Raw genomic sequence first — 22,754 nt, 5'->3', positions numbered from 1 at the left:
AGCAGGCTCGCTCCCACAGGGTCCTCAGGTGTATGCAGAAATGGCATGCACAAAAAAGGCGATGCCCCTCACGAGACATCGCCTTCATTTTTACCGCCGCTAAAACTTATTCCGGCAGTTTGTACGCAATCACGTAGTCACCCATTTTGGTGCCCAGCGAGCCGTGACCGCCGACGACCAGCAGGACGTATTGCTTGCCGTCCTTGCCGGTATAAGTCATCGGAGTTGCTTGGCCGCCAGCCGGCAGACGCAATTTCCACAGCTCTTTACCGCTGTTCACGTCGTACGCGCGCAGGTACTGGTCGAGGGTGCCGCTGAGGAAGCCGACGCCGCCAGCCGTGACCATCGAGCCGCCCATGCTTGGCACGCCCAAGGTGAAGCCGATCGGGATTGGCGAGCTGTCGCGGCTGGTGCCGTTTTTGCGTTTCCACACGACTTTGCTGGTGGTCAGGTCGATACCGGCGACGTAGCCCCAGGCCGGGGCCTGGCACGGTACGCCGAATGGCGACATGAACGGGTGCATGATCACCGCGTATGGCGCGCCGGTGTTCGGTTGCACGCCAGCGGTTTCGCTTTCGCGTTTGCTGCCGGCGGCGACTTGCTCGCGTGGCACCATTTTCGAAACGAAGGCCATGTAGTTCGGGCTGGTGAACAGCATTTGGCGAACCGGATCGACCGAGACGCCGCCCCAGTTGAACACGCCGACGTTACCCGGGTAGATCAGGCTGCCCTGTTCCGACGGCGGGGTGTACTGGCCTTCGTAACGCAGTTCTTTGAACTGGATGCGGCACAGCATCTGGTCGAACGGGCTCGCGCCCCACATGGCTTTTTCGGTCAGTTCCGGGGCCAGCAGGTTGAGGTCCGAACGGGCCTGGGTCGGTGCGGTGTGGTCGCCTTTCACTGCGCCTTGCGGGACCGGGATTTCCTTGATCGGGATGATCGGCGTGCCGTCACGACGGTCGAGGACGTACAGGCTGCCCTGTTTGGTCGGAGCGATCAGCGCAGGTTTCACGCCGTCGGCGGTTTTCATGTCGAGCAGGGTTGGCTGGCTGCCAACGTCCATGTCCCACAGGTCGTGGTGAGTGAACTGGTAGTTCCAGCGCACTTTACCGGTGGCCAGGTCCAGAGCCACGATGCCGGCGCTGAATTTCTCGGCGCCCGGGGTGCGATCTGCGCCCCACTGGTCTGGGGTCTGGTTGCCCAGTGGCAGGTACACCATGCCGAGTTTTTCGTCGACGCTGGCCAGCGACCACATGTTGGCCGAGTTGCGGCTGTAGGTTTCGCCCGGTGCCAATGGCTCGGTGGCGTCTGGCTTGTCGCTGTCCCAGTTCCACACGAGGTGACCGTCGCGCACGTCGAAGGCGCGGATCACGCCCGATGGCTCGTTGGTCGATTCGTTGTCGGTAACGTGACCGCCCATGATCACCAGGTCACGGGTAATCGCCGCTGGCGAGGTGGAGTAGTAGCCGCCAGCGGTGAACGGGCCGATGCCTTGGGTCAGGTCAACCACGCCGTTTTTGCCGAAGCCTTCGCAGATCTTGCCGGTGTCGGCGTTCAGGGCGATCAGGCGGGCATCAGCGGTTGGCAGGTACAGACGACGCGGGCAGGCCTGAGCAACGGCTTTGCCAGCTTCGGAAATCACCGCCGAGGCTGCGTTTTCAGTTTTCGCGTAAGCGGCTTCGTCGTAGTACGACACGCCACGGCAGGTCATGTGGGCGAAGCCTTTGAAGCCGACCGGGCTCTTGATCTGCGGGTCGAAACGCCACAGTTCTTTGCCGGTGTCCGGGTCCAGGGCCAACACTTTGCTGTGCGCGGTGCAGGCGTAGATCATGCCGTTGGCTTTGAGCGGGGTGTTTTCGTTGGTCAGCTCGACCGGGTCATCTGCCGTTGGCAGGTCGCCGGTCTGGATGCGCCAGGCTTCTTGCAGCTTGCCGACGTTGGCCGGGGTGATCTGCTTCAGCGGCGAGTAACGGTCACCGAACTCGGTGCGGCCATAGGCCTGCCAGTCGCCATCGGGCATGGCTGGCGCGGTGCTGGTGGTGTCCGCGGTGTCGCGGCCCAGTTCGCCGAAGGTTTCGCCCGGATGGGTGAACAGGCTGGCCAGAGCGGTGACGCCGGCCAGCACCACAGCGACGGTCAGACCGCCAGTGCCCAGTGGCGCCGGGCCGTTAAGCAGCAGCGGACGACGGAACCACGGCAGCAACATCACGAAGCCGAGGACAAACCATAGGGCCAGACGTGGCACCAGTTGCCACCAGTCCAGACCGACTTCCCACAGCGCCCAAACGGTGCTGGCAAACAGAACGATGGCGTACAGGCCCAGCGCTGCGCGACGACGCATCAGCAACAGGATGCCGGACAGCGCAATGCCGATACCGGCCAGCAGGTAGTACAGCGAGCCGCCGAGCATGCTCAGCTTGATCCCACCGGCCAACATGGCCAGGCCCATCAGTAGAAGCAGAATGCCGAGCAGGCTCGGTAGCAAACGGCCCCGACTCGAAGCACTTTCGGTGCTCATAGTGTGATTCTCCGTGACGTTTATGTAGTCCCGCGCTGTAGTCACTTTAGATGACGATTTGGCACAGGCATGGTTCAGATAAAAACTTGTCTAGCTAACGAATTTCATAAATCCCCTGTGGGAGCTGGCTTGCCAGCGATGGCGGTCTATCAGTTGGCATTTTCAGTGACAGACCCACCGCTATCGCTGGCAAGTCGAATCGTCGCACCGCAGCTCCCACAGGTTTTTTTGGTGTCGGTTAGAACGAGGACTGGATCTTGATCCCGCCGATCAGGGCGTCGTCGACGTTGTTCACGCCACCGGGGTGGCGGATGTATTGCAGGTTCGGGCGTACGGTCAGCCAGTTGGTCACGTGCACGCCGTAATACAGCTCGGCGCTGTATTCGGTGTCTTGCGGCGGCAGGAAGGACGGGTCGTCGTAGTCGTACACGGCGTTGGCGCGGTTGCTGGCTTCAGCGTTTTTGCGGAAGGCCGGGTTGACGTGCACGCGGGCGAGGGCGAAGCCGATGTCGTCCTTGGCGCGGGCATCGAACGGGCCTTTGTAGGTGATGCCGGCCTGCACGTAGTTGTCGATCGCGTTGGTTTTCTTGTCGTGCATCGTGCCGTTGGCGAACACGCTCAAGCCGCGACTGTTATCGCTGGCGACGCTGGTGATCTGCTGCTGGATACCCAGCCACACGCCGTGTTTGCTCGACGCGCTGCGGTAGGCTTCGCCGCTGAGGGCGGCTGGTTGGCCGTGGTTGTCTTTATAGACGTCAGTGGCGTTGGCGTTGCTGTAGTAGTAACCGGCGCGATATTCACCCGGCAGGCCGTTGAGTTTCGGCGTCCACACCAGTTCGATCGGCAGGATTGCGCCTTGGGTGCCGCTGCCGCTGAGTTTGAAGCCGTTGCCGCGATCGAGGTTCGACGGGTTCTGCTCGTAAGCGCCGACCTGTGCGTACAGCTCTGGGGTCAGGTGATATTTGACGCGTAGCGCCCACTGGCTGACCGGCCAGTTGTACCAGATGCCGCCGACCCAGTTACCGACCTGCGAGCCGCAGAACGCGAGGTTCTGGAAGTCGCACGGGAAGCTGTTGAAGTCTTCGCCTTCGCCGAAACGACCGACCTTGATGTCGAGTTTCTGATCGAAGAATTTCTGCTGATACCACATCTGCGTCAGGCGCGTGGTCTGGCCACGGCCCCAGACTTCCTGAGCCGAGGTGAAGCCGCCAACGCGCGGATCGTTGATGCGGTCGTTGCTGATGTTGTTGCCGCTGCGTTTGGTGATGGTCAGTTGAAACTCGGCGTCGTCCCAGCCGAGGATCTTCTGCAGGTCCAGGTGTGTGCCAAGGCCGAACTGATCGCTGTAACGCGCGGTGCGGTCATGGTCGTAGCCACCGTGGAGGTTGCTGCCCATTTCGCCGGTGTAATCGAGCTTGAAGTCGTAGCCTTTTTCCGAGAGTTCTGTACGCGTGCCGTTCCAGTCACCGAGCATGTACGGTGAGTCACTGTCGAACGCGGGCGCCGCTTGGGCGCAAGTGGCGAGGCCGAGGGCGGTGCAGCCGCCTAGGGTGCGCAGGGCTGAGATAGCGCTGTCTCGGGAGAAGGAAAAATCGGGCATGGCTAAGTCTTTTTTTGGTGTTTTCGGGGGTGCGAGCTGAGTGCTTCAATAAGTCGCAGGCAGTGAAGCGATTCAGCGGAAGGGCGGCAGGATAATGATCTGTTACAAAAAGACAAAGGCCTTTTGTGAACATGCATCCTTTCGGATTTGGTAACAGTGCGAAAAGATCGCAGCCTTCGGCAGCTCCTACATTGAAATGCATACACCTGTAGGAGCTGCGGAACGCTGCGATCTTTTGACCTTGACCTACATTTGAAGGAAGCCCTTCCACCGAACCACCCCCTCGGCTAAGGTGCGCGGCTTCTGCATTTTCACTTCGCCCAAAGGCCTGGCATGAACGAACAAACCCCCGATCCGCTGCACGGCGTGACCCTTGAACAGATCCTCAATGCGTTGGTGGCCCATTACGAATGGTCGGGGCTGGCCGAGCGCATCGATATTCGCTGCTTCAAGAGCGACCCGAGCATCAAGTCGAGCCTGACGTTTCTGCGCAAAACCCCGTGGGCGCGGGAGAAGGTCGAGCGTTTGTACGTAAAGTTGATGCGCACCAAGCGACCGCTCTGAAATGGACGCCGGTTGTTGGCGCCGTCGCCTGATTACCTGCGCAGCCGTTCTAGGCTGGGCGGGTTTGGGCATTCAGCTGTACCTGATTTTCTTCGCCCGTTTAAGCGTTGGCGCGAGCCTGTTGGGCGGCGTGGTGAGTTTTTTCAGCTACTTCACGATTCTGACCAATACGCTGGTGGCGACGGTGCTGACCTGTGCCGTGACCGCGCGTGAGTCTGCTGCGCGCCGCTGGTTCTTGCAGCCGTGGGTGAGCAGTGGCATTGCCGTGAGCATTGCTGTGGTCGGCCTCGCCTACAGCATCTTGCTGCGGCATTTGTGGCATCCCGAAGGTTGGCAGTTTATTGCCGATGAACTGCTGCACGACGTGATGCCGCTGCTGTTTCTGGTCTATTGGTGGGTGTGCGTGCCCAAGGGCACTTTGTGCTGGTGGCATCTGCCGGTGTGGCTGATTTATCCGCTGGTGTATTTCATTTACGCCTTGCTGCGCGGGCATTGGCTCGGCGCGTATGCGTACCCGTTCATTGATGTGGCGGTGTTGGGTTATCCACAGGTGCTGGTCAATGCCGGGGGGATATTGGTGGGGTTTGTGGTGATTGGGTTGCTGGTCATTGGCATCGATCGCTGGCAAGCCGCACGAAGTTAAGATACAGGGTGGGAGCGAGCCTGCTCGCGAATGCGTTGTGTCAGTCACCATGGATGTTGAAGGTGCTGACGCCTTCGCGAGCAGGCTCGCTCCCACAGGGTTCTCATTCTTCTTCGGGACTGCCCTCGGCGCGCCAGTAACCGACGGCTTTGATCAGTTGCTCATCCAGCCCATGCTCATCGATCAGCACCCGGCGGATCTGCCGTGAAACTTTCGTTTCCGTCGCGACCCACGCATACAGATTGCCCTTGGGCACCTGCAATTGCTTCACCGTCGCCAGCAGATTGTCCCGGCCACCCTCGCGCAACACCCAGATCACATTGACCTGCGCCGGGCTCTCCAGTATTTGCTGCTCGGCGCCGTTCTCCACTTCGATCACCACCAGCGCCTTGCGATTGGCCGCCAGACCTTCGAGACGCCGGGCGATGGCGGGCAGGGCGGTTTCATCGCCGATCAGCAGGTAGCTGTCGAAAATGTCCGGCACGATCATCGAACCGCGCGGGCCGCCGATGTGCAGGAATTGCCCGGGTTGGGCCTGTTCGGCCCAAGTCGACGCAGGGCCGTCACCGTGCAGAACGAAGTCGATATCCAGCTCCAGCGCATCGAGGTCGTAGCGACGCGGGGTGTAGTCGCGCATTTCCGGTTTCGGCCCATCGTCCTTGCCGGCGCCGAGCACCATGGTCTCCAGCGCTGCCACCTGTTCGGCATTCTGCGGGAACAACAGTTTGACGTGATCATCGGTGCCCAGGCTGATGAAACCGGCCAGCTCCGGCCCACCGAGGGTGATGCGGCGCATGCGCGGGGTCAGGTCGACCACGCGCAGGACTTCGAGCTTGCGGCGTTTGATTTCGTGCATCACGCGGTGAATGGTTTGGGTATCGACTGCAGTCATTCGCTTTTCTCCGAAACAGGTTGAACGGCAGGGCCGTCGACGATGGCTTTGGCGGTGTCGTTGAGCAGGTCACGCACGCGCAGGATTTCTTCGGCGCTCCAGCGGCCGTGGTGCATCTGCAGGGCATGGCGCAGGTTGTGTACCGCTTCGTGGATTTCCGGCGGCCGATCATGGCCGCGCAGCGAGCGTTTGCTCACATCGATGCGCATCCGCACACCGTCCAGCGCCACGGCTTGCTCGCTTAAAGACAAACGACCGGCCTCGGTGACGCTGTAGCGTTTTTTGCCACCCTCGGCGTCGCCGGTGATCAGCTCGCTCTCTTCAAGAAAGGTCAGGGTCGGGTAGATCACCCCGGGACTCGGGCTGTACGCGCCGTCGAACATGCCTTCGATCTGGCGGATCAGGTCATAGCCGTGACACGGCTGTTCAGCGACCAGCGCCAGCAACAGCAGTTTCAGATCGCCGGGGGCGAACACCCGGGGGCCACGGCCGCCGCGCTCGCGTCCGGGGCGCTTCTCGAAGCCGTCACGGCCGTCGCCGTGTTCGCGGTGGGGGGAATGATGGTCTCTCATTTCTGTCTTCTCTCGTCGTGTTTAGATACAACTTAAGATATATCTTAAGGCGGGCGCAAGCGCTTTTTCCCTGAGCCGTGACCCGGGCTGACGAGCGGCATCTGCAAGGTAAATGCAAGCGATGGGTGTTCAGGCGGGATTTCGTCAGCGATAACTTGAAAGTTAAAGTCATCACTCTATTTGCTGTAGAGTATATGTTCTAAACAACGCAATGTAGCCGTGCTGGCAGGGCGAAGTTGCTGTATGGTTTTTTAACTTAAACTGTCTGTAGGGGATAACTTACAGTTACTGTTTCGAATATTGTTTTTTTGTTCTTTTTTCTCGCGGGTCATGGGGTTGTTTAACTACGAGGTTGTCGGAAGTTGCCTGCTTACTTCCCAGAGTTAACAGCCGATGATGCTCCGGCATTGAAAGTTTAAGTTGACCTGAAACAAGCCGGGCAGCGATTCGGCCAGTGTTGGTCTTGAACTTTCAATGCTCATCCCCCTATCAAGAAAACAGGTACATAACGATGTTCAAGAAACTCGCAATCGCCGCTCCACTGGCTCTTCTGGCACTGGGTTCCACTGGCGCATTCGCCGCTGGTGAAGCGTCGCACTCGATCAGCCTTGTCGCTCATGTGCCGACCAACGGTTTCTATGTTGTGCCGACCGACCCGGATCTGGTCAACAAGGACCAGGACATGAGCTATCAGCCAACCACCGGCAAGATGCGCGACGTCAATGGTTTCTTCGATGTGCGTAACAACAACGGCTCGGTACACGCCAGCCTCGAAAGCCAGCCGAAACTGATCGCCGGCAATACCTCCATTGACCTGCGTGTGTTGCTTAACAACAGGGAGTTGACCTTGACTCCGCAAATGGTGGTGGGCGAGTCGGAGTCCGACGTCAACTACCGCGCGCCGCTGAACATCAGCGCCGTAGGCAGCAACTTCCAGCCGGGCGATTACACCGGTTCCGTGGCAATGATCTTCGATGCCGTGCCACCGGTTGCGACCAACTGATCACATTGATCGGGCACTAAGCGTGCACTTGTACAAGTGGCGCTAACCGACGGGGCAGTCAGCAGTGGTTGCCCCGCCGGACTTTCCTTGTTTGTAAATCAGAGTACGAGTTCATGTTCCCGATGACACCCATCGCGGCTGCGCTTGCGCTGTTGTTTTGTGCCAGCGCAGCCGTGGCTTCCAACTCCACCGGTACCACACCCCGCAGTCTGCTGGCGCAGGCCAAGGGTTTGCCGGCGGATTTCGAGGAGCATTTCTTTGATGTGCCGCTGGCGGTACGGGTCGAAGTCGATCAGCAACCACTGGGTGAGGCCATGGTGGTGTTATCCCGCGATGATCGCATCACCCTGCTCGAATTCACCGACACCAGCGAAAACCGCTTTGGCCCCGCCGAACGCGAAAAGTGGGCGAGCTATCTCAAGCCCGGCGTGCCGTTGGGGGCGTGCAGCGGTTCCTGCCCGGACCAGTTTCTGGCGGTGCACTACAACCTGGAAAACTCGCTGGTCTCGATTCTCACCGAAAACGCCGAGCGCGATGTCGAGGCCAAACGTTTCTACGATCAGCCTGATGGCGGCAGCCACGGCTTGATGGTGCGCAATCAGCTCAACCTCAATGGCGGTCAGGACCAGGATCTCGGCGGACGCTTTGGCCTCGAAGCCAGCTCCAGCCTGGGCAACTGGAGCCAGACGCTCAACCTGCAATTGGCCCGTCTCGGTGGTCCGGACGACAAGCTGTATCACGCCATTCAAGAGCTGCACACCCAGCGCGAACTGCAAGGCAGTTTTTTCCGTCTGGGTTATTTCACCCCCAATTCCGAAGGGCTGACGCGCCAACCGCGCACGTTCGGCACCAGCCCCGACACCGCCGTCGGTGTGATGTACGGCAGCTCCGATAGCCTGGCCATCAACAGCCCGATGCCTAGCGTTTATCCGATCTACGTCACCGCCAACCGCCAGGGTTCCGTCGAGATCTGGCGCGATGGTTTGCTGATCAATACCCAATCGGTGCCGGCCGGTTTACAGACCCTCGACACCCGACCATTGCCCGGCGGCATTTATGAAGTGGAAGTGCGCCTGATCGAAGACGGCCAGATCACTTCCACCACCCAGGAGCTGGTGTACAAGCCCAACAACTGGCGCAACCTCGACGAGCGCTGGCGCTACAACGTCTTTGCCGGCGAAGAACAGAAACTGCTGAGCAACTGGGACACTCAGGCCAGCGGCAGCCCGACGGCGGGCGCTTCGGTGAATTACCTGCTGCATCCACGGGTGATTCTCGGCCTGTCGGCACGGCAGATTCGCGAAAAACTGCAATACGGCACGTCCATCGACTGGACCCTGGCCAACCACATCAGCCTGTACGCCAACGTCTACAAGACCGAGGATTACGGCACCGGTCTCGATCTGCAAAGCCTCTACAACTATGGCGCCGGTAGCCTCGTCGTCAGCCACAACCGCAGTTGGCTCGACACCACCAATACCTACGATACGTTGCCCGACGGCACCCGAGTGCGCCCGCGCAATGTGTTTATCGGGCAGACCAGCAATTCATCGCTGGCGCTCAACCATCGCATCAGCAGCAAGAGTTCGGTCAACGCGCGGGTTTCGCACAGCGAGGGCAATGTCGAGGGCATGGGTGTCGATCTGGGCTGGACCCAGCGCACGATGGTGCTGGGCAGCGATGCCAGTTGGCGCCTGTCGATTTTTGATCGGCCGGGCAGTTTCAGCAGCGGCGATGCACGCAACCGTGGAGTCGACCTGAGCATCAACATGGCGCTCGGCGCACCCGGTCAGCAGATCACCGGCAGTATCGGGTCGCGCACGGCCCGCGACGGCAGGCGGGACAACAATGCTTCTCTTGGCTGGCGCAAGGATTTTCAGGATCACGTCCTGCAAAACGTGTCGCTCACGGCACTTACCGACACTTACGGGGTGGGCGTTGCCAGCCTCGCCAACTTCCGCACCGACGCGGTTAATGGCGATGGCTTCATTCAGCGCTCCTCCTACAACGGCAACTTCACGGGCGGCCTTAACGTCGACAGCACCCTGGTGGTCGGCGGGCAGCAGATACTCATGACCAGCCAGAGCGAAGTGCGCGGCGCCGGCATGATCGTGGATGTGGAATCGGACATCGAGGACATCGTTCTGCGCGCCGACGATTACAGCGGTGGCGGTGCGGCGTTGAAGCCGGGGCGCAATTTCATCCCGATTACCGCGTATCAGAACAGCTCGGTGAGTTTCGACTTCGAAGGCAACAACGTACCGGCCGCCACCATCGAACCGGCGCGCACTCGTTATCACTTGAACAAGGGCGGCGTGGAATACCGCAAGGTCCGCGTGATGAAAACCCTCACCGTGCTCGGCCGACTGGTGGACGGCCAAGGGCGTCCGCTCAAGGGCCACCACGTGATCAACCACGCCAGCCGTGGGGTGACCGAAGTCGACGGGTTCTTCTCGATGGAAATGAACGCCGGCTCACCGACGCTGGAAGTGCGGCAGGGCAAACAGTTGCTGTGCCAGTTCCGTCTCGATGCCGACAGCCATCGCAGCGAAAACAATGTGTTGATGATCGGTGATTTGCGCTGCACGCCGGACACGCTGGCCGACGTCACCTCCACCGAACAGAAAGCGGGTTGATCCTATGAAGATAATTACAGGGGGATGTGCATTGGTACTGGCGCTGAGCATGTCGCCGGCCCAGGCAATCAATCAGGAGATCCGCGCGCTGTTTCAGCCTGACCCTGCGCAGCCGGGCAAGAATCTGTTCGTCAACCAGACGCCCAATAGTGGTTATTGCGTGAACTTTCCCGCGCAATGCGCGAGCAACAACATGTTCAGCATCGAGTTGCCCGTGCGCTACAGCTCAACAGGCGAGCTTATGCCGGGTGACGATGTCTCGCTGCAGGTCCCTGCTGGCTGGAAGCGGCTAACGGTTACTAATCAGGATACTCAGGAAACGGAGGCCGTAGAGGTACGCATCACTGGTATCGGTTCCCGATTTGTCCTCAGCGATACCGTGGATAACCTGACCGGAGTGGCCGCCCCTACAGGTCATGACATCCTCTGGGAGTCCCGCACAGGTTGGCTGTATGCCCCGGCGCCTTGCCAGGGTACCAGCGTGGCGGGATACAGCGACCGCACTTATCGTTTTTTCTGGCAGACACCTGTGCAAGCGCCCTGTACCAAGACCGCCGCTTTCCGCATCCCCTCGATGTACTTCGACAATATTGATTTTGCTTATGAGCTGAAAACTCCTAACCCGTTGAGCATGTCGAGCGGTCTGTATACCGGATCCATCTCTTACAGCATGGGGCCCAACGGCGATTTCGATATGGGCGCGGCGTTTCAGCCGGACGAGAGCAACCTCACCCTCGACTTCGTGCTGGACGTACAACACACCCTTAAAGTCGATCTGCCACCGGGTGGCAATAAAGTCTCGCTGGAACCCGAAGGCGGATGGGCGCCATGGCTCGACAGCGGGCGCAAGCCGAAGCGGATTTTCCGCGATCAACCCTTCTTCATTTCTGCGTCGTCGCGCTTCAAGGTGATGATGCTGTGCGATTCCCAGGGCGGGCCGTACTGCAACCTCGGCAGCCCCTTGGGCAACTCCGTTCAGATCAAGGTCTCGATGACCTTGCCTGCGGGAATCGAGGGCCCCGGCAATGGCCCCGTCAACAGAATTCCATTGAGCTTCAACAACTGGGCCGGCCCGTTCCAGCCCAGCCTCTATGTCGAGCGCAAGCCCGGCGCGCTGCATTTCGAGCTGGACCCGTTTGCGATCGATTTCCTCCTGCGCCCCGGCCTGAACGACCGGCTGCGCGGCAACATCACCATTATCTGGGACTCGGAAGCGTGAGCGCTCCAGTCTGCCCATCCTCGAAATTCATGGAGTTAAAGACGATGAACCGTGGTTTTCTGCTGGGCGTGCTCAGCGTGTTTTGCCTCACGGCACAGGCCGGTCCGCAAATCAATGTCGGCACCGTGTACGACTATCTCGATGCCGATAAAAGTACCTACCTCAAACGTGTATTCAACAGTGGCGACGCCACGGCATTCGTCAAGATCAACGTGCTGGAAATCATCTACGACGCCGATGGCGTGCCGCAGGAAGTGCCCGTGCAAAACGCTGCCGACGGCGCTTCGCGCAATGGCGTGATGGCCAGCCCGGCGCGGCTGATCGTGCCGGCGCAGGGCATGCAGGGCACGCGTTTGCTGTACATGGGCGAGCGCGATCGCGAGCGCTATTTTCGGGTCCGCTTCGTCCCGGTGGTGCCGGAAAAGGAAGACGAGTTTGTGGTCAGCAACGAAGAGCGCGAAGACTACAAAAACTCGCTTTCAGCCGGGGTCAACGTGATGACCGGGTTCGGCACGATCTTCTTCGTGCGGCCCCGGGACGCGCGTTTCGCCACCGTCGTCAACGACACCGACAGCCGCTACGAACTGCGCAACAACGGTAACACTGTGCTGATTGTCGATGAGTTCAAGAGCTGTTCGCTGAGCAAGGAAAGCGACTGCGGCGCAACCACCAAACACCATGTGCTGGCGGGCAAGACCTTTGCCTTCGATAAGGAAAAGGGTCGTCAGTACAGCTTCTTCCTGATCGAAGGCAGCGAGAAAAAAACCATAAAGATCGCCAGTCGCTAGGTTTGTTTTCCATTGACGCATCGGGTAACCACCATGATCAAGCAATGCACCACCGCCACATTGATGGCTGCCACCGCACTGATCGGCGCTGGGGCGTGGGCCGCTCGCGAAGAACACACCTTCGAAGTTTCCCTGACCATTCCCAGTCGCCCGTTCTACATCATTCCTGCGGAACCGGACTGGATTCACCGACCGCAGCGGCTCGAGTGGGATTACCAGCGCTCGAGCCTCAGCGGGCTGCAGCGGAATTTCGATGTGCGCCATGACAGCAGCGCGATTGAAGCGCGTCTGGCCTTCGACCCTTACATGGAGAACGGTCGGCCCGGTGAAGTGATTGATCTGCGGGTCGCGTTCAATGATGTCGAATTGAGTTCGCACATCACCCCGCGTCAGGTGCTGTCAGAGGAAGAGGCCGCCGGGGGCAAGCGCGTGGCGTTGAAGATCGACCCGATCGAACCGGCGGGTGGTTATCGCCCCGGGGATTATCACGGCAATGTAGTGCTGATGTTCAACGCCAAGGCACCGGGGGCGTAACAGCAAAACAGATCAGGCTCATCAGAGGCAGGACGAATAATGAAAAGGTTAATTTGGCTGGGTGTGCTGGCGGCGTTGAGCATCCCTCAGGCGCAGGCGATCAATCAGGAGATCCGCGCGTTGTTCCAGCCGGACCCTTCAAAACCAGACAAGGTAACGTTCGTCAACAAAACCCCGAACAGCGGTTATTGCGCGACCTATCCGGGCGAATGTGAAAGTAACGGGATGTTCAGCATTGAATTGCCCGTACGTTTCAGTTCCACCCGATACATCGGAGTATTTGACTGGGCGGCAGTCAAGGCGCCCGCCAGTTTTCGGCGGCTGACCATCACAAACAGTCAGACGCAGGAAACCCAGTCAGTGGAAATACGCATCACCGGCATTGGTTCCAAGTATGTGTTGAGCCATCCGGCTGTGCGCCTGGCAGGCGGCAGCAACGCGCTGGAAGGCCATAGCCGGTTGTGGACTACGGGAAATTGGGTGCAAGGCATTCCAGCCCCTTGCTGGTATAGCGGCGTTGGCGCCTACGGCGAAGACAACTGGCGGTTTTTCTGGAAAACCACGCAGGAGGCTCACTGTATCAAGGTGCCGGCCTTTCACATTCCATCAATGTATTTCGACAAACTGGACATCACCTACGAGCTGCGCACGCCCAACCCGTTGAATATGTCTTCGGGCCGGTATACCGGCTCATTGACCTACAGCCTCGGATCTGGGGGGGATTTCGATATGGGCAAACTGTTCGAGCCGGACGACAGCAGCCTGACGCTGGATTTTGTCCTCGACGTGCAACACACCTTGAAAGTGGACATCCCGCCCGGTGGCAACAAAGTCGTCCTTGAACCACAAGGCGGCTGGCAGCGCTGGCTCGACAGTGGACGCAAGCCTGTGCGTCTTTATCGCGATCAGATCTTCCATATCTCCGCCTCGTCGAAGTTCACCATGAAACTTGAATGTGAGCACCGACTGGGCTGGGGCTCGGGCTGCGCCATTGTCGACGGTCAGGGCTTTGGCGGGGCCGTCGACGTCAGTGTCAGCTTGCCCAACGGCTTGACCGACAGCGCCGGGCAATCGGTCCGGCGCCGACCTTTGAATGCCGATACGGTGGCAACGTTTCAACCGGGCCTTTATATCGATCGCAAACCGGGCACCCTGCATTTCGAGGTAAATGAGCAGCAGACCGCCTGGCTGATCGAAAACGCAAAGGGCCGTCCCTATAAAGGCAACATCACCGTGATCTGGGATTCGGAAGTCGATTAGGTCCTGGGCAGAGGCAGCCGTCTGCGATGAACGGCCCCCTCTGCCAACAATCGCTTTCAGAAACCGGCCCGGACCAACGCTTCACGGGTCAGTTTTCTCGACAGTTCCATGCGCTCATAGCCCATTTTCTCCATCAGTCGGTCGTAGAGTTGCGGATCCATGGGATCGCCACTGAACACCTCAACCTGAGGGATGTCGAGTTGATCGGCGAGGACTTCCATTTTTCGGGCCAGTGGATTGAGCAGTGCCGGATCGGTAAGGTTGGCCCACTGTTCCTGCGCCGCGCGCAAATCTTCCAGTCGTTCGTGCCTGACCTGGAAGAGACGGTCATGGGTTTCGTATTGGGTCGGGTGAGTCTTGCGCAAATGCTGCTCCCAGAAATCATTTCCGTCCAAGGGGGCGATCATCTTGTTGACCAGTCCGTCACCGTCTTCACGCTTGATGATCAACGTGTACGCCTCGTCGAGACTCTCCGGGCTCACCCCGGCGCGTTGCCGGTAAAGCAATTTTTCCGATTGCCATGGCAGGCCCAGACGTTCTGCCAGGCCGCTCTGGTACGCCATGTGTACTTGCAGATCGTCCGGTGCCCGGTTGTTCCGAGGGTCGATCAGGTTTCGCTGCGTCTGGCGGCTGATTTCTTCCCGTGCCATATCACCCACGCTTTCCAGACGGGCGCTGCTGCGCGCCAGGGTCAGCAGATTATGGTCCAGCTCCCGGGCCGAGGTCGGCTCTGCATAGGCCTTGGCGACCAGCACCTTCATGCCCATGGAGTTGAACAGATAAGCCCCGCCCTCGTAGCAACTTTCGGGCTCGCCAGCCTGTTGGAACAGTTTTTCGCGCAGGTCCGTATCCAGGGCTACCGCGTCGATCAGTTCCCACACCCGAGCGGTCAATCGTCGGCGTGGCTGGTCAAGCTGGTAGTCGGCTGTGTTTCGTTGCTGGGCAATCACTTTAAACAGGTCTGCGGAGCCAGGTTCCCCCTGGACGTCATGCCACGACTCTTCACGGTAGGGGCTGAGTTCTGCCGATGGGCCGAGACCGGCCGCATCCTCAGGAAGGAGTCGCCAATGGCTGATCTCGTCGTTGCCCGCCGTTGTGTAACGCTGCTCGAAGGAAAAACCGACCAATTTGCGCTGGTAACCGAGACGCAAAAGGTCCCTTTGGGGCAGTTTCGACTGATCGAAGCGTGCCCGCGCGAGCACAAACGCCTGATCGGAGCGGACGGGGACATCGGGCACGCTGTTGATCGGCGATTTGCGCAGGTCGATCCGGAACGTGCGCGGTCGCTGTCGGTTCACCGCGCCCACCTTGAACAACCCCTGGGGCCAGCTCTTGAGTCGGGTATTGGCCAGGCTCAAGTCTCTGAGGCGATACATGCGTCCGATGTCGGGTGGCTGGTTCAGTGGATTGCCGTTCAGGTTCAGCGTGTGTAGCTGAGTCAGCTCACTGAGTTGCCGGATCGAATCGGGATTGAGGTTGATCGAGTTGTCGGCCAGGTCCAGATGTTCCAGTTGTTTCATCCCGCCGATGGTTGACGGTATCTCCCGCAATCCACCCTGGTTCACGCGCAACTGGCGCAAATGGGGGAAACTGCCCAGCAAGCCGTCGGGTGCTGACGATACTTCTGTTTTGCCCAGTTTCAGCGCGGTGATCTGATCGATAAAGGGTTTGAACTCGGGGCGATTACGCAGATCCTTCCACCAACGCTCAAGGTTGCGGGTCAGGAGCTCGGAGGACAGGTCGAGTGTGTAGCCTTGCGCGGGAGCGTCGTTGTGCGCCTTGAAAAACCTGCTTTTGCGCTCGAAGCAATTGACTAACTGTTCCTCGAGATAGAGGCCGCCATTATGCAGATATTCACCTGAAGCTCCGTGAATCGGTTCCCCCGAGGAGTCAACTCCGGCGGGGTAACTGTCACGCCATTTCTCCAATGCGTTGCGAAATTGTTCACGTTCAACCTCCAGGCGTTTGATGGCTTCAACCGGGTCACCCTTGGCACTCAGGTCTTTAATAAAACGCGTCACTTGCGTTTCGTTCAGACCCGGAAAGAGTGCCTTCACTCTCTCTTCCGGAGGACCGGCAAAAAACCACCTTGGCCAGCCGCGTACCAGTGTTTCGGTTTCCAGAGGCACCACCGGCCGAATGGGTGGTTCGGCCAGCACGGTGCGACGCTCGGCAGCAGGCGCGGCGGTTTCCATGATCCAGTTTTTCAGCACTCGACCCTGGCCAAGGCGATAGCCGGTGTCCGCCAGCGTCTGCTCCGGCATTGCGCGCAATATCGATTCATAGAAGTCATCGGCGTTGTGCAGCGTACGGCCGTTCGCATCGATAACCTCGTAACGGCCCTGTTCGTCCCTGACCAGACGTCTGACGATCGGCGCTTTATCCGCCCCGGCGGCGCACCGCAGCGGTCCGTCGGGGCTGCCGCTGCGCACTTCAATGCGCAAATCGGCAAAGCTTGCGGTGTGGAACTTGAGCGTGTTGAGCGTGAGCCGTTCGGTGTCGACGGTCATCAGTTCGTCGCGATAAAAACCCTCGTAGGCGCGGGCGGCTCTCGCTTCGAAATCCAGTTCCCGCGCCTGGGCCTTGAGGCGCAGCGGCAGGCGATGGTCATCGGCGATTCGCTGCAGCTCGGCAGGGCTGGCCTGAGTCACGAGTTTCTCGGCCAATGGCAGCGGCAGATCCGGGAAGGTTTGTCTGACCACGCTGACATCGGCTTTGGCCGAGCGCTGACTGCCCTGGTAGAGGTGGCTGGCGACCGCGCTGCGACGTTCCTCGACAGCGTCCGCGAGTTGACCGCGCAAGGCGCTGACACGCTGGTCGGGCGCGACGTCGTTGCCGAGCAGATTGTTCAGCTCGCCATCGCTGAGAAAACTCACTACCTGCTCTGGCAGCCTGCCGGCGTTGAGATCGTCCAGGCCAATGGTCAAGGTATCGGCAGGCGATGCGTGCGGGTTGCCGTACTTGCGCGAGTAGCCGGTCAGGCTGGCATCGGCATAGACCTCCAGCGACTTGGCCGACGGCCAGCCCGGCAGACCGGTTAATATCGGTTCCAGCCAGACAGCTTGCGGGTCGATCGGTTGCCCGCGGCGAATGTTCGAACTCGCGCTGTTGGCATCGTCATAGGCACCGAAGCGCTTGACTGAATCGGCCAGCAGCGGCGGTGGCGGGCTGTTATCGATGTGCATCTGGCGCAGGGCGTTGTGATCGGTGCCACTGCTGATGCGGATCTGCTCCAGCTCCGTGGGAGAGAAGCGTTCGACGCTGTGGCCCAGGCGCCGCATCAGCGCCTCATCCGGCCAGTCGTGCGGGGTTTCCGCTTCATGCACCCAGGCACCGTGGCCGTTGTGTTCGACTTGCGGCTTGTAGGCATTGGCGCGTTTCGGGTGTTTGATTCGGTGAGTGTTGGACGTCGCTGCCGTCGAAGCCTTTTCGACGTTGTACAGCTTGCCTTCCAGCGGCAGGATGCTTTCGTTGCCGTGCTGATGCAGGCCAAGCCGGTCAGGTTTTGAATTCGGCGAGAGGATCAGGTCGTTGCGTTCGTAAGGGCTCAGGTCCGGGTGCCATAAACTGTCTTTGCCATTGGGTAGCTTGACCGGTTTCATGGCGTCGACCAGCTGTGACAGTTTGACGCGAAAGGCTTCGCCGATCTGTGCGCCCGCCGCGAAGGCGGCCAACTGAATGATGTCGGTCACCACGCTGATCACATGCCCGGCGGCTTCTTCCCAGACGCCTTCGGCCAGATCGACGATGCCTTCGATGACGTCACTGGTCAGTTGGTAAGCGGTGTAGGCCATCATCAGCTCGCCCAGTCCCGGCACAAACGGCGTCGCGATCAGCAGTGCAACGTTGAAGATGTCCGAGACGATTTTCTTGAAGTTGTCCCACCAGGCCCAGCGCGCCTTGCTGTCGGTGTCGGCGGTGGACACGGCGATTTCCCGGGCGTCGTTGAGCATCTTGTTGAGCTTTTGCTGATAGGCGTGTTGCCAGTAATTGCCTTGCAGTGGCAGTTGTTGCATCTGCAGGTTCGGGTTCTCCACGGGGTCCTTGCGCCAGGCTGGCTGCTGATCGGTGGGGTCCTCACGCGGGTGGTACCTGACGACGAACAGCCGTTGCTCAAGGGTGGCGAAGAAATGACCGCGCTGTTGCTGGTCGACAAACTGGCTGAAGAACTGGCGAAAGGTCTGTTCGGTGGAGGCGCAAAAGGCGTCCTCGCGCAGTTGCCGCGCCAGTTCGGTTTTGAAGGCCTTGAGAGAGCTGTATTCCTTCAGCGGGTGATCCGGATCATGAGGGACGTAGACAATCAGCCGTCGCACGCCGCGATTGTCCCGCGTTCTGTGCATCAGCAGGAGCACGCCCGTGAGCCGGGTGTCGAGCATTGACAGGTCACAGCAGTACATCGATCGACCATTGAGCAGTAGCGGTTTGTCCTCCGCCAGATTCAGCAGCATTTTGTAGGCGTCGTACTGGATATCTTCCTTGATCAACGCCAGGTGCGTCGCGACGGCGAGGGCGTCTTTCTGACTTTCATTCACCTTGTATTGCAGCACGCTCTCGGCCACGGGTTCGCCGGGCAGCAGGTAGCTTTGCAGATGTTTTTGGTACTGCGCGCCGATGTCCAGATCCCGGCATAGCGTCTGAAACTGGCTGATGGGCATTTTGTTCTTGATCGGCAGGACATCGAACAGCCCTCGTTCATCGGGTTTGCTGATGTAGTCCGAGCCATGACCGACCGTCTCGCCGCTGGCGAAGTTGTGCAGGGCGGCATCCAGCAACGAGACGGTGCGGGTTACGACGCCGGCGGAAACGTCAACGGCGTACCACGGTTTGTCCTTCGGCAGGTACAGGCGCAGAAAAGTGTTTTTGAGGTCCGGCTCGATGCCGTGACGCTCCTTGATTTTTGCCTTGAGCAGCGGTTCGGCGAAGGTGTAGAGATCGGTTTTGGCCAGCAGATGGTCAACCTGGTTCTGCGAACTCCAGGCCTTGAGATTGGCGTTGGTCAGCCTGTCCAGATAGGCGGCGGGTGCGCTGGTGTACCAGGATTCAATCTTCAGTGGTGTGGCCGCCAGCGCTTTGCCCCGGCTGACGGTGGCGGTCTTGAAATTGTCGTTGACGGCGGACTTGATGAATTCGTAGTGCCGCCCTTTGTCCGCGGTTTCCGCAGGCTGGGGAGAGAGAGACATGGCCAATCATCCTTGATTGTTGAGGAGTGATCAGCCTACTCAGGGCAGGGCAAAACAAAAGTTCAAAGATCGGGAGGCAAACCCCGTGGCGGAGCGCCAAACCTGCGAAAATTCGAATCTGAAAAATGCATGAATACCACCCGCCGAACCGAAAATTCGTCACCCTGATGCAGAAAAAGCCGACACGATTTGTTACCTCGCTGCAGGGCGCGGCGCATCGAGCATCGCCACGCTGGCGGTCTGTGCCGGTTTGCATTGCGAGTCGCTGCCCGGTTGCAGATAAGGCGTCAGAATCGGTGCCATGCCCTTGAGCACCTGCACCGGCAGGGCCGAGGTGAACTTGAAGTTCTCCGCCGAGCGCCCCGGAACGAATGCGGTGAGGGTGCCGAAATGGTGATCGCCGATGTAGAAAACGAACGTCGCGGTACGGTTGATCGACTTCGAACTGAGGATGCGACCGCCCGAACCGATGGCCTCGATGCGGTTGTCGCCGGTCCCGGTTTTGCCCCCCATGGCCAGTGGGCTGCCATCGGCCAGTTTGAAACTGCCGGACACACGTTTTGCCGTACCGGCGTCGACCACTTGCGACAGCGCCTCGCGCATGGCTGTGGCGACCTCGGATGGCATTACCCGTTTGCCCACGTGCGGGTCATTGACCAGTTGCGTTTCGTAGGGCGTGCCGGCGGCGAAATGCAGGCTGTCGATGCGCAGCGTCGGCATGCGCACGCCGTCATTGAGGATGGTGCCGATCAACTCGGCCAGTGCGGCGGGGCGGTCACCGGAGCTGCCAATGGCCGTGGCCAGCGACGGCACCAGATGATCGAACGGGTAGCCGACTTTTTGCCAGCGCTGGTGAATCTCGAGGAATGCTTCGATCTCCAGCATGGTGCGAATACGGCTGTCGCGGGCGCCCTTGTGCTTGCTCTTGAACAGCCAGCTGTAGACTTCCTGACGTTCGAAATGACTGGCCTTGACGATCTCGCTGAAGGTCGCGTCCGGGTGGTTCAGCAGGTAGCCCATCATCCACAGGTCCAGCGGGTGCACTTTGGCGATAAAGCCCTGATCGGGCAAATCGTAGCTGCCGGGGCCGTAGGAATCGTAGAGGCGGATCAGGCGATCATCGGTGAGTTTTTCGCTGAGCTTGGCGCCTTTGAGGTGTGAGCGCACGAAGGTGTTGAAGTCTGCCTGGCTGGCATCGGGCAGCAGATAGCGATGCACGGCGGCCATGCGGATCGGCGTCGGGCGCATGCTGTCGAGGAACGTGTCGAGACGCGCCTGAGTGTCTTTGTTTTTGTACTTTTTCCAGAACTTGAGCTGGAACGAAGTGCCTTCGCGGTCGGCGAAATTCGCCAGGTATTCCTGACGTCGCGGGTCGCGATCATCCTTGAGCAATTCGGCACTGCTATTGGGCCCCGAATAAGTGACGTAGCGCACCACGTCGCGCATCAGCCGAATGAATGGCAGGTTGATCGATTCGCGCAGGGCATCACGCAGGGTGGGCATGCGGCCGTTGTCTTCCTTGCGAAAGTTGTGGAACACGTGCAAACCGCCACCGGTGAAAAACGCCTCGCCGGGGCTCGCCGAGTATTTGCGGTCGAGGGCTGCGCCGAGCATCTTCGACAGGTCATGATCCTTGTTCTGGGTCAGGTAATCGATGACCCACTGGCTCAAGCGGTCCTGATCGGGGACTTCGACTTTCTTCAGCTCCGGCACGCTCATGGCGCCGTACTTGTCGTGCAGTTCGGCGATGATTTGCAGGTAAGTGGTGAGCACGCGCATCTTCGCGGTCGAGCCGAGTTCGAGTTTGCTGCCTTCGTTGATGTCGAACGGCTGGTCGGTGCTGTCGGTCTGCACCCGCACGCGGGAACCGTCCGGGGTCAGCTCGAAGAGGGTGAAGCTGTAGCGCACTTGCGTGGTGCTGGTCGGGGTAAGCAAACGTTCGCCGAGCAGGCCGATTTCGGCGGCATAGGCCGGGTCGGCGAGTTTCTTCAGGTAGGCGGTGGCCTGGGTTTGCAGGTCGCCCTGCAGGGTGCTGGTGGCCGAGAGGTCGAGGCGGTCGAGGTCGTACAGCGGCCGGTTGAGCATGCTCGCCAGACGACTGCGGGCGACGCTGATGCCCTTGTTGGTTTCGATCGGCTGAATGGTCGGCTGGGTCTGCCAGTCGCGATAAGTGACCTTACTGGTGAGGGCAGCATCGGCCAGGGCGTTGTCGATCACACCGTTCTGTTTGAGCAGACGCAAGTGGCTGTCGGTGAGGTCGGCGAGCTCTTCGCGGCCCTTGGTCAGGTAATGCGAAGGGCGGCGCTGGGCGATCATCAGCGAGAGCATTTCACGCAGGGCGATGCCTTTGGCGGCCATGGTCTGCGGATCGGTGGCCGGGCTGTTCAACTGTGCGTTGGCCTGGTTGAAGTCGCTGCCGTACCAGACCCGCAAGCCTTCCGCCATGCCATGCACTTCGCCATGCCCCGGCACCGCCGAGAGCGGCACGCTGTTGAGGTAATCGCGCACGATGTTCTGCCGTGCTCCCAGCGTTTGCGGGCCGGGCTGATAGGCGCGCACGCTGGCGGACATCATCTGCCGCAGCTTCTCGGCACCGGACACCGTCAGGCCATCCGGTGAATGGCGGTACTTTTCCAATTGCGTCGCCAGCGTACTGCCACCCGCCGATTGTCCTGGCAGATGCAGCAATTTAGCGACTTGCGACCACGCGGCCATGCCGAAACGCGGCCAATCCACCGCCGGGTTGGCCAGTGGTTGTTTCGGGTCGAGCAGAAAACGGTTTTCGATGAATAACAGGCTGCTGACCACCACTGGCGGAATGGATTCGAAGCTTGAATAAAGCTGTTGCGGGTAGTTGTACTTGTACAGCGGTGCGGCCCGGCAATCGGTGATCGACAGCCCGGCCTGAATCTTCTCTGAATACGGTACGAACAGGCCTTTGTCGGTATAGCTGAGCAGCGCCGGGGAAAACCGCGTCTGTTCGGTAATGACGTAATTGCGTTTGAGCAGGCGCGGCAGGAATTCATCCAGCGAGCTGTAACCCAGGCGCAAATCGAACGGACCATTGCCCGGATAGCGAATCGCTTCGCTTGGGCCTGGTTCGAGATGGTAAGTCAGCGAAGCAGCGTACTGGCTGAGTTGCCGTGACTGAAAGCGCGAGGTGCGCATTTCCTTGGACGCAGCCAGCCCCACGACGATCGCGATAATCACCAGCAACAACCAGAAAGCCTTCCACCCGTGCCGGTTGCGGCGGGGTTTTTCAGGGACAGGCGCTTCATCCACACGGTCAGTCGGAACCACGGCTTTACTCGAATCGGTTTGCCACAAAGCGCCCATAGTCGATTG

The 22,754-nt window shown here is 59.8% G+C and carries 14 protein-coding genes; 8 read left to right on the top strand and 6 right to left on the bottom strand.

Annotation, left to right across the window (positions count from 1 at the left end):
- Positions 1–106: 106 nt before the first annotated feature.
- Both RMV17_RS23805 and RMV17_RS23800 read right to left on the bottom strand, forming a co-directional pair.
- Complete coding sequence (locus tag RMV17_RS23805) at positions 107–2,518, bottom strand: glucose/quinate/shikimate family membrane-bound PQQ-dependent dehydrogenase (RefSeq protein WP_311882998.1); 2,412 nt, start codon at positions 2,516–2,518, stop codon at positions 107–109.
- A gap of 238 nt (positions 2,519–2,756) precedes the next feature.
- Positions 2,757–4,118: a carbohydrate porin gene (locus RMV17_RS23800; protein ID WP_311882996.1), complete on the bottom strand. Its 1,362-nt coding sequence runs from the start codon at positions 4,116–4,118 to the stop codon at positions 2,757–2,759.
- Positions 4,119–4,451: 333 nt separating this feature from the next.
- Between RMV17_RS23800 and RMV17_RS23795 the strand changes: the two genes are divergently transcribed.
- Both RMV17_RS23795 and RMV17_RS23790 read left to right on the top strand, forming a co-directional pair.
- Entirely contained in the window at positions 4,452–4,682 is a 231-nt protein-coding gene (locus RMV17_RS23795; protein ID WP_042608309.1) for a VF530 family DNA-binding protein, read from the top strand.
- A 1-nt stretch (position 4,683) separates the two neighbouring features.
- Complete coding sequence (locus RMV17_RS23790) at positions 4,684–5,325, top strand: Pr6Pr family membrane protein (protein WP_311882992.1); 642 nt, start codon at positions 4,684–4,686, stop codon at positions 5,323–5,325.
- A gap of 103 nt (positions 5,326–5,428) precedes the next feature.
- Here RMV17_RS23790 and RMV17_RS23785 read toward each other — a convergent pair whose 3' ends face one another.
- Both RMV17_RS23785 and RMV17_RS23780 read right to left on the bottom strand, forming a co-directional pair.
- Positions 5,429–6,217: a siderophore-interacting protein gene (locus RMV17_RS23785; RefSeq protein ID WP_311882990.1), complete on the bottom strand. Its 789-nt coding sequence runs from the start codon at positions 6,215–6,217 to the stop codon at positions 5,429–5,431.
- On the bottom strand, positions 6,214–6,789 hold the full coding sequence (locus tag RMV17_RS23780) for a PadR family transcriptional regulator (RefSeq protein ID WP_311882988.1): 576 nt from the start codon (positions 6,787–6,789) through the stop codon (positions 6,214–6,216). Before RMV17_RS23780 ends, RMV17_RS23785 begins: the two co-directional genes overlap by 4 nt.
- 511 nt (positions 6,790–7,300) lie before the next feature.
- Here RMV17_RS23780 and RMV17_RS23775 point away from each other — a divergent pair.
- The 6 genes from RMV17_RS23775 to RMV17_RS23750 all read left to right on the top strand — a co-directional run bounded on the left by RMV17_RS23775 (position 7,301) and on the right by RMV17_RS23750 (position 14,229).
- On the top strand, positions 7,301–7,792 hold the full coding sequence (locus RMV17_RS23775) for a CS1 type fimbrial major subunit (protein WP_311882986.1): 492 nt from the start codon (positions 7,301–7,303) through the stop codon (positions 7,790–7,792).
- Between the two features lie 113 nt (positions 7,793–7,905).
- A complete protein-coding gene (locus RMV17_RS23770) occupies positions 7,906–10,428 on the top strand; it encodes a CS1-pili formation C-terminal domain-containing protein (protein WP_311882984.1) in 2,523 nt (840 codons plus the stop codon).
- Positions 10,429–10,432: 4 nt separating this feature from the next.
- Positions 10,433–11,647: a hypothetical protein gene (locus RMV17_RS23765; protein WP_311882982.1), complete on the top strand. Its 1,215-nt coding sequence runs from the start codon at positions 10,433–10,435 to the stop codon at positions 11,645–11,647.
- 44 nt (positions 11,648–11,691) lie between these two features.
- On the top strand, positions 11,692–12,435 hold the full coding sequence (locus RMV17_RS23760) for a molecular chaperone (RefSeq protein ID WP_311882980.1): 744 nt from the start codon (positions 11,692–11,694) through the stop codon (positions 12,433–12,435).
- Positions 12,436–12,468: 33 nt separating this feature from the next.
- Positions 12,469–12,969 (top strand): CS1 type fimbrial major subunit, encoded by a 501-nt coding sequence (locus RMV17_RS23755; RefSeq protein WP_034153550.1) that lies wholly within the window; start codon positions 12,469–12,471, stop codon positions 12,967–12,969.
- A 39-nt stretch (positions 12,970–13,008) separates the two neighbouring features.
- Complete coding sequence (locus RMV17_RS23750; protein ID WP_409373101.1) at positions 13,009–14,229, top strand: hypothetical protein; 1,221 nt, start codon at positions 13,009–13,011, stop codon at positions 14,227–14,229.
- Between the two features lie 56 nt (positions 14,230–14,285).
- Here RMV17_RS23750 and RMV17_RS23745 read toward each other — a convergent pair whose 3' ends face one another.
- Positions 14,286–19,409, bottom strand: coding sequence for an NEL-type E3 ubiquitin ligase domain-containing protein (locus RMV17_RS23745; RefSeq protein ID WP_311882975.1), 5,124 nt, complete (start codon positions 19,407–19,409; stop codon positions 14,286–14,288).
- A gap of 192 nt (positions 19,410–19,601) precedes the next feature.
- Positions 19,602–22,745 carry a transglycosylase domain-containing protein gene (locus RMV17_RS23740; protein WP_311882973.1) on the bottom strand — a complete coding sequence of 1,048 codons (3,144 nt, stop codon included), beginning with the start codon at positions 22,743–22,745 and terminating at the stop codon, positions 19,602–19,604.
- Positions 22,746–22,754 lie beyond the last annotated feature (9 nt).

The organism is Pseudomonas sp. VD-NE ins (assembly GCF_031882575.1).
GTDB classification, from domain to species: Bacteria; Pseudomonadota; Gammaproteobacteria; order Pseudomonadales; family Pseudomonadaceae; genus Aquipseudomonas; species Aquipseudomonas fluorescens_BZ.
This window is presented reverse-complemented; position numbering and strand designations above follow the sequence as displayed.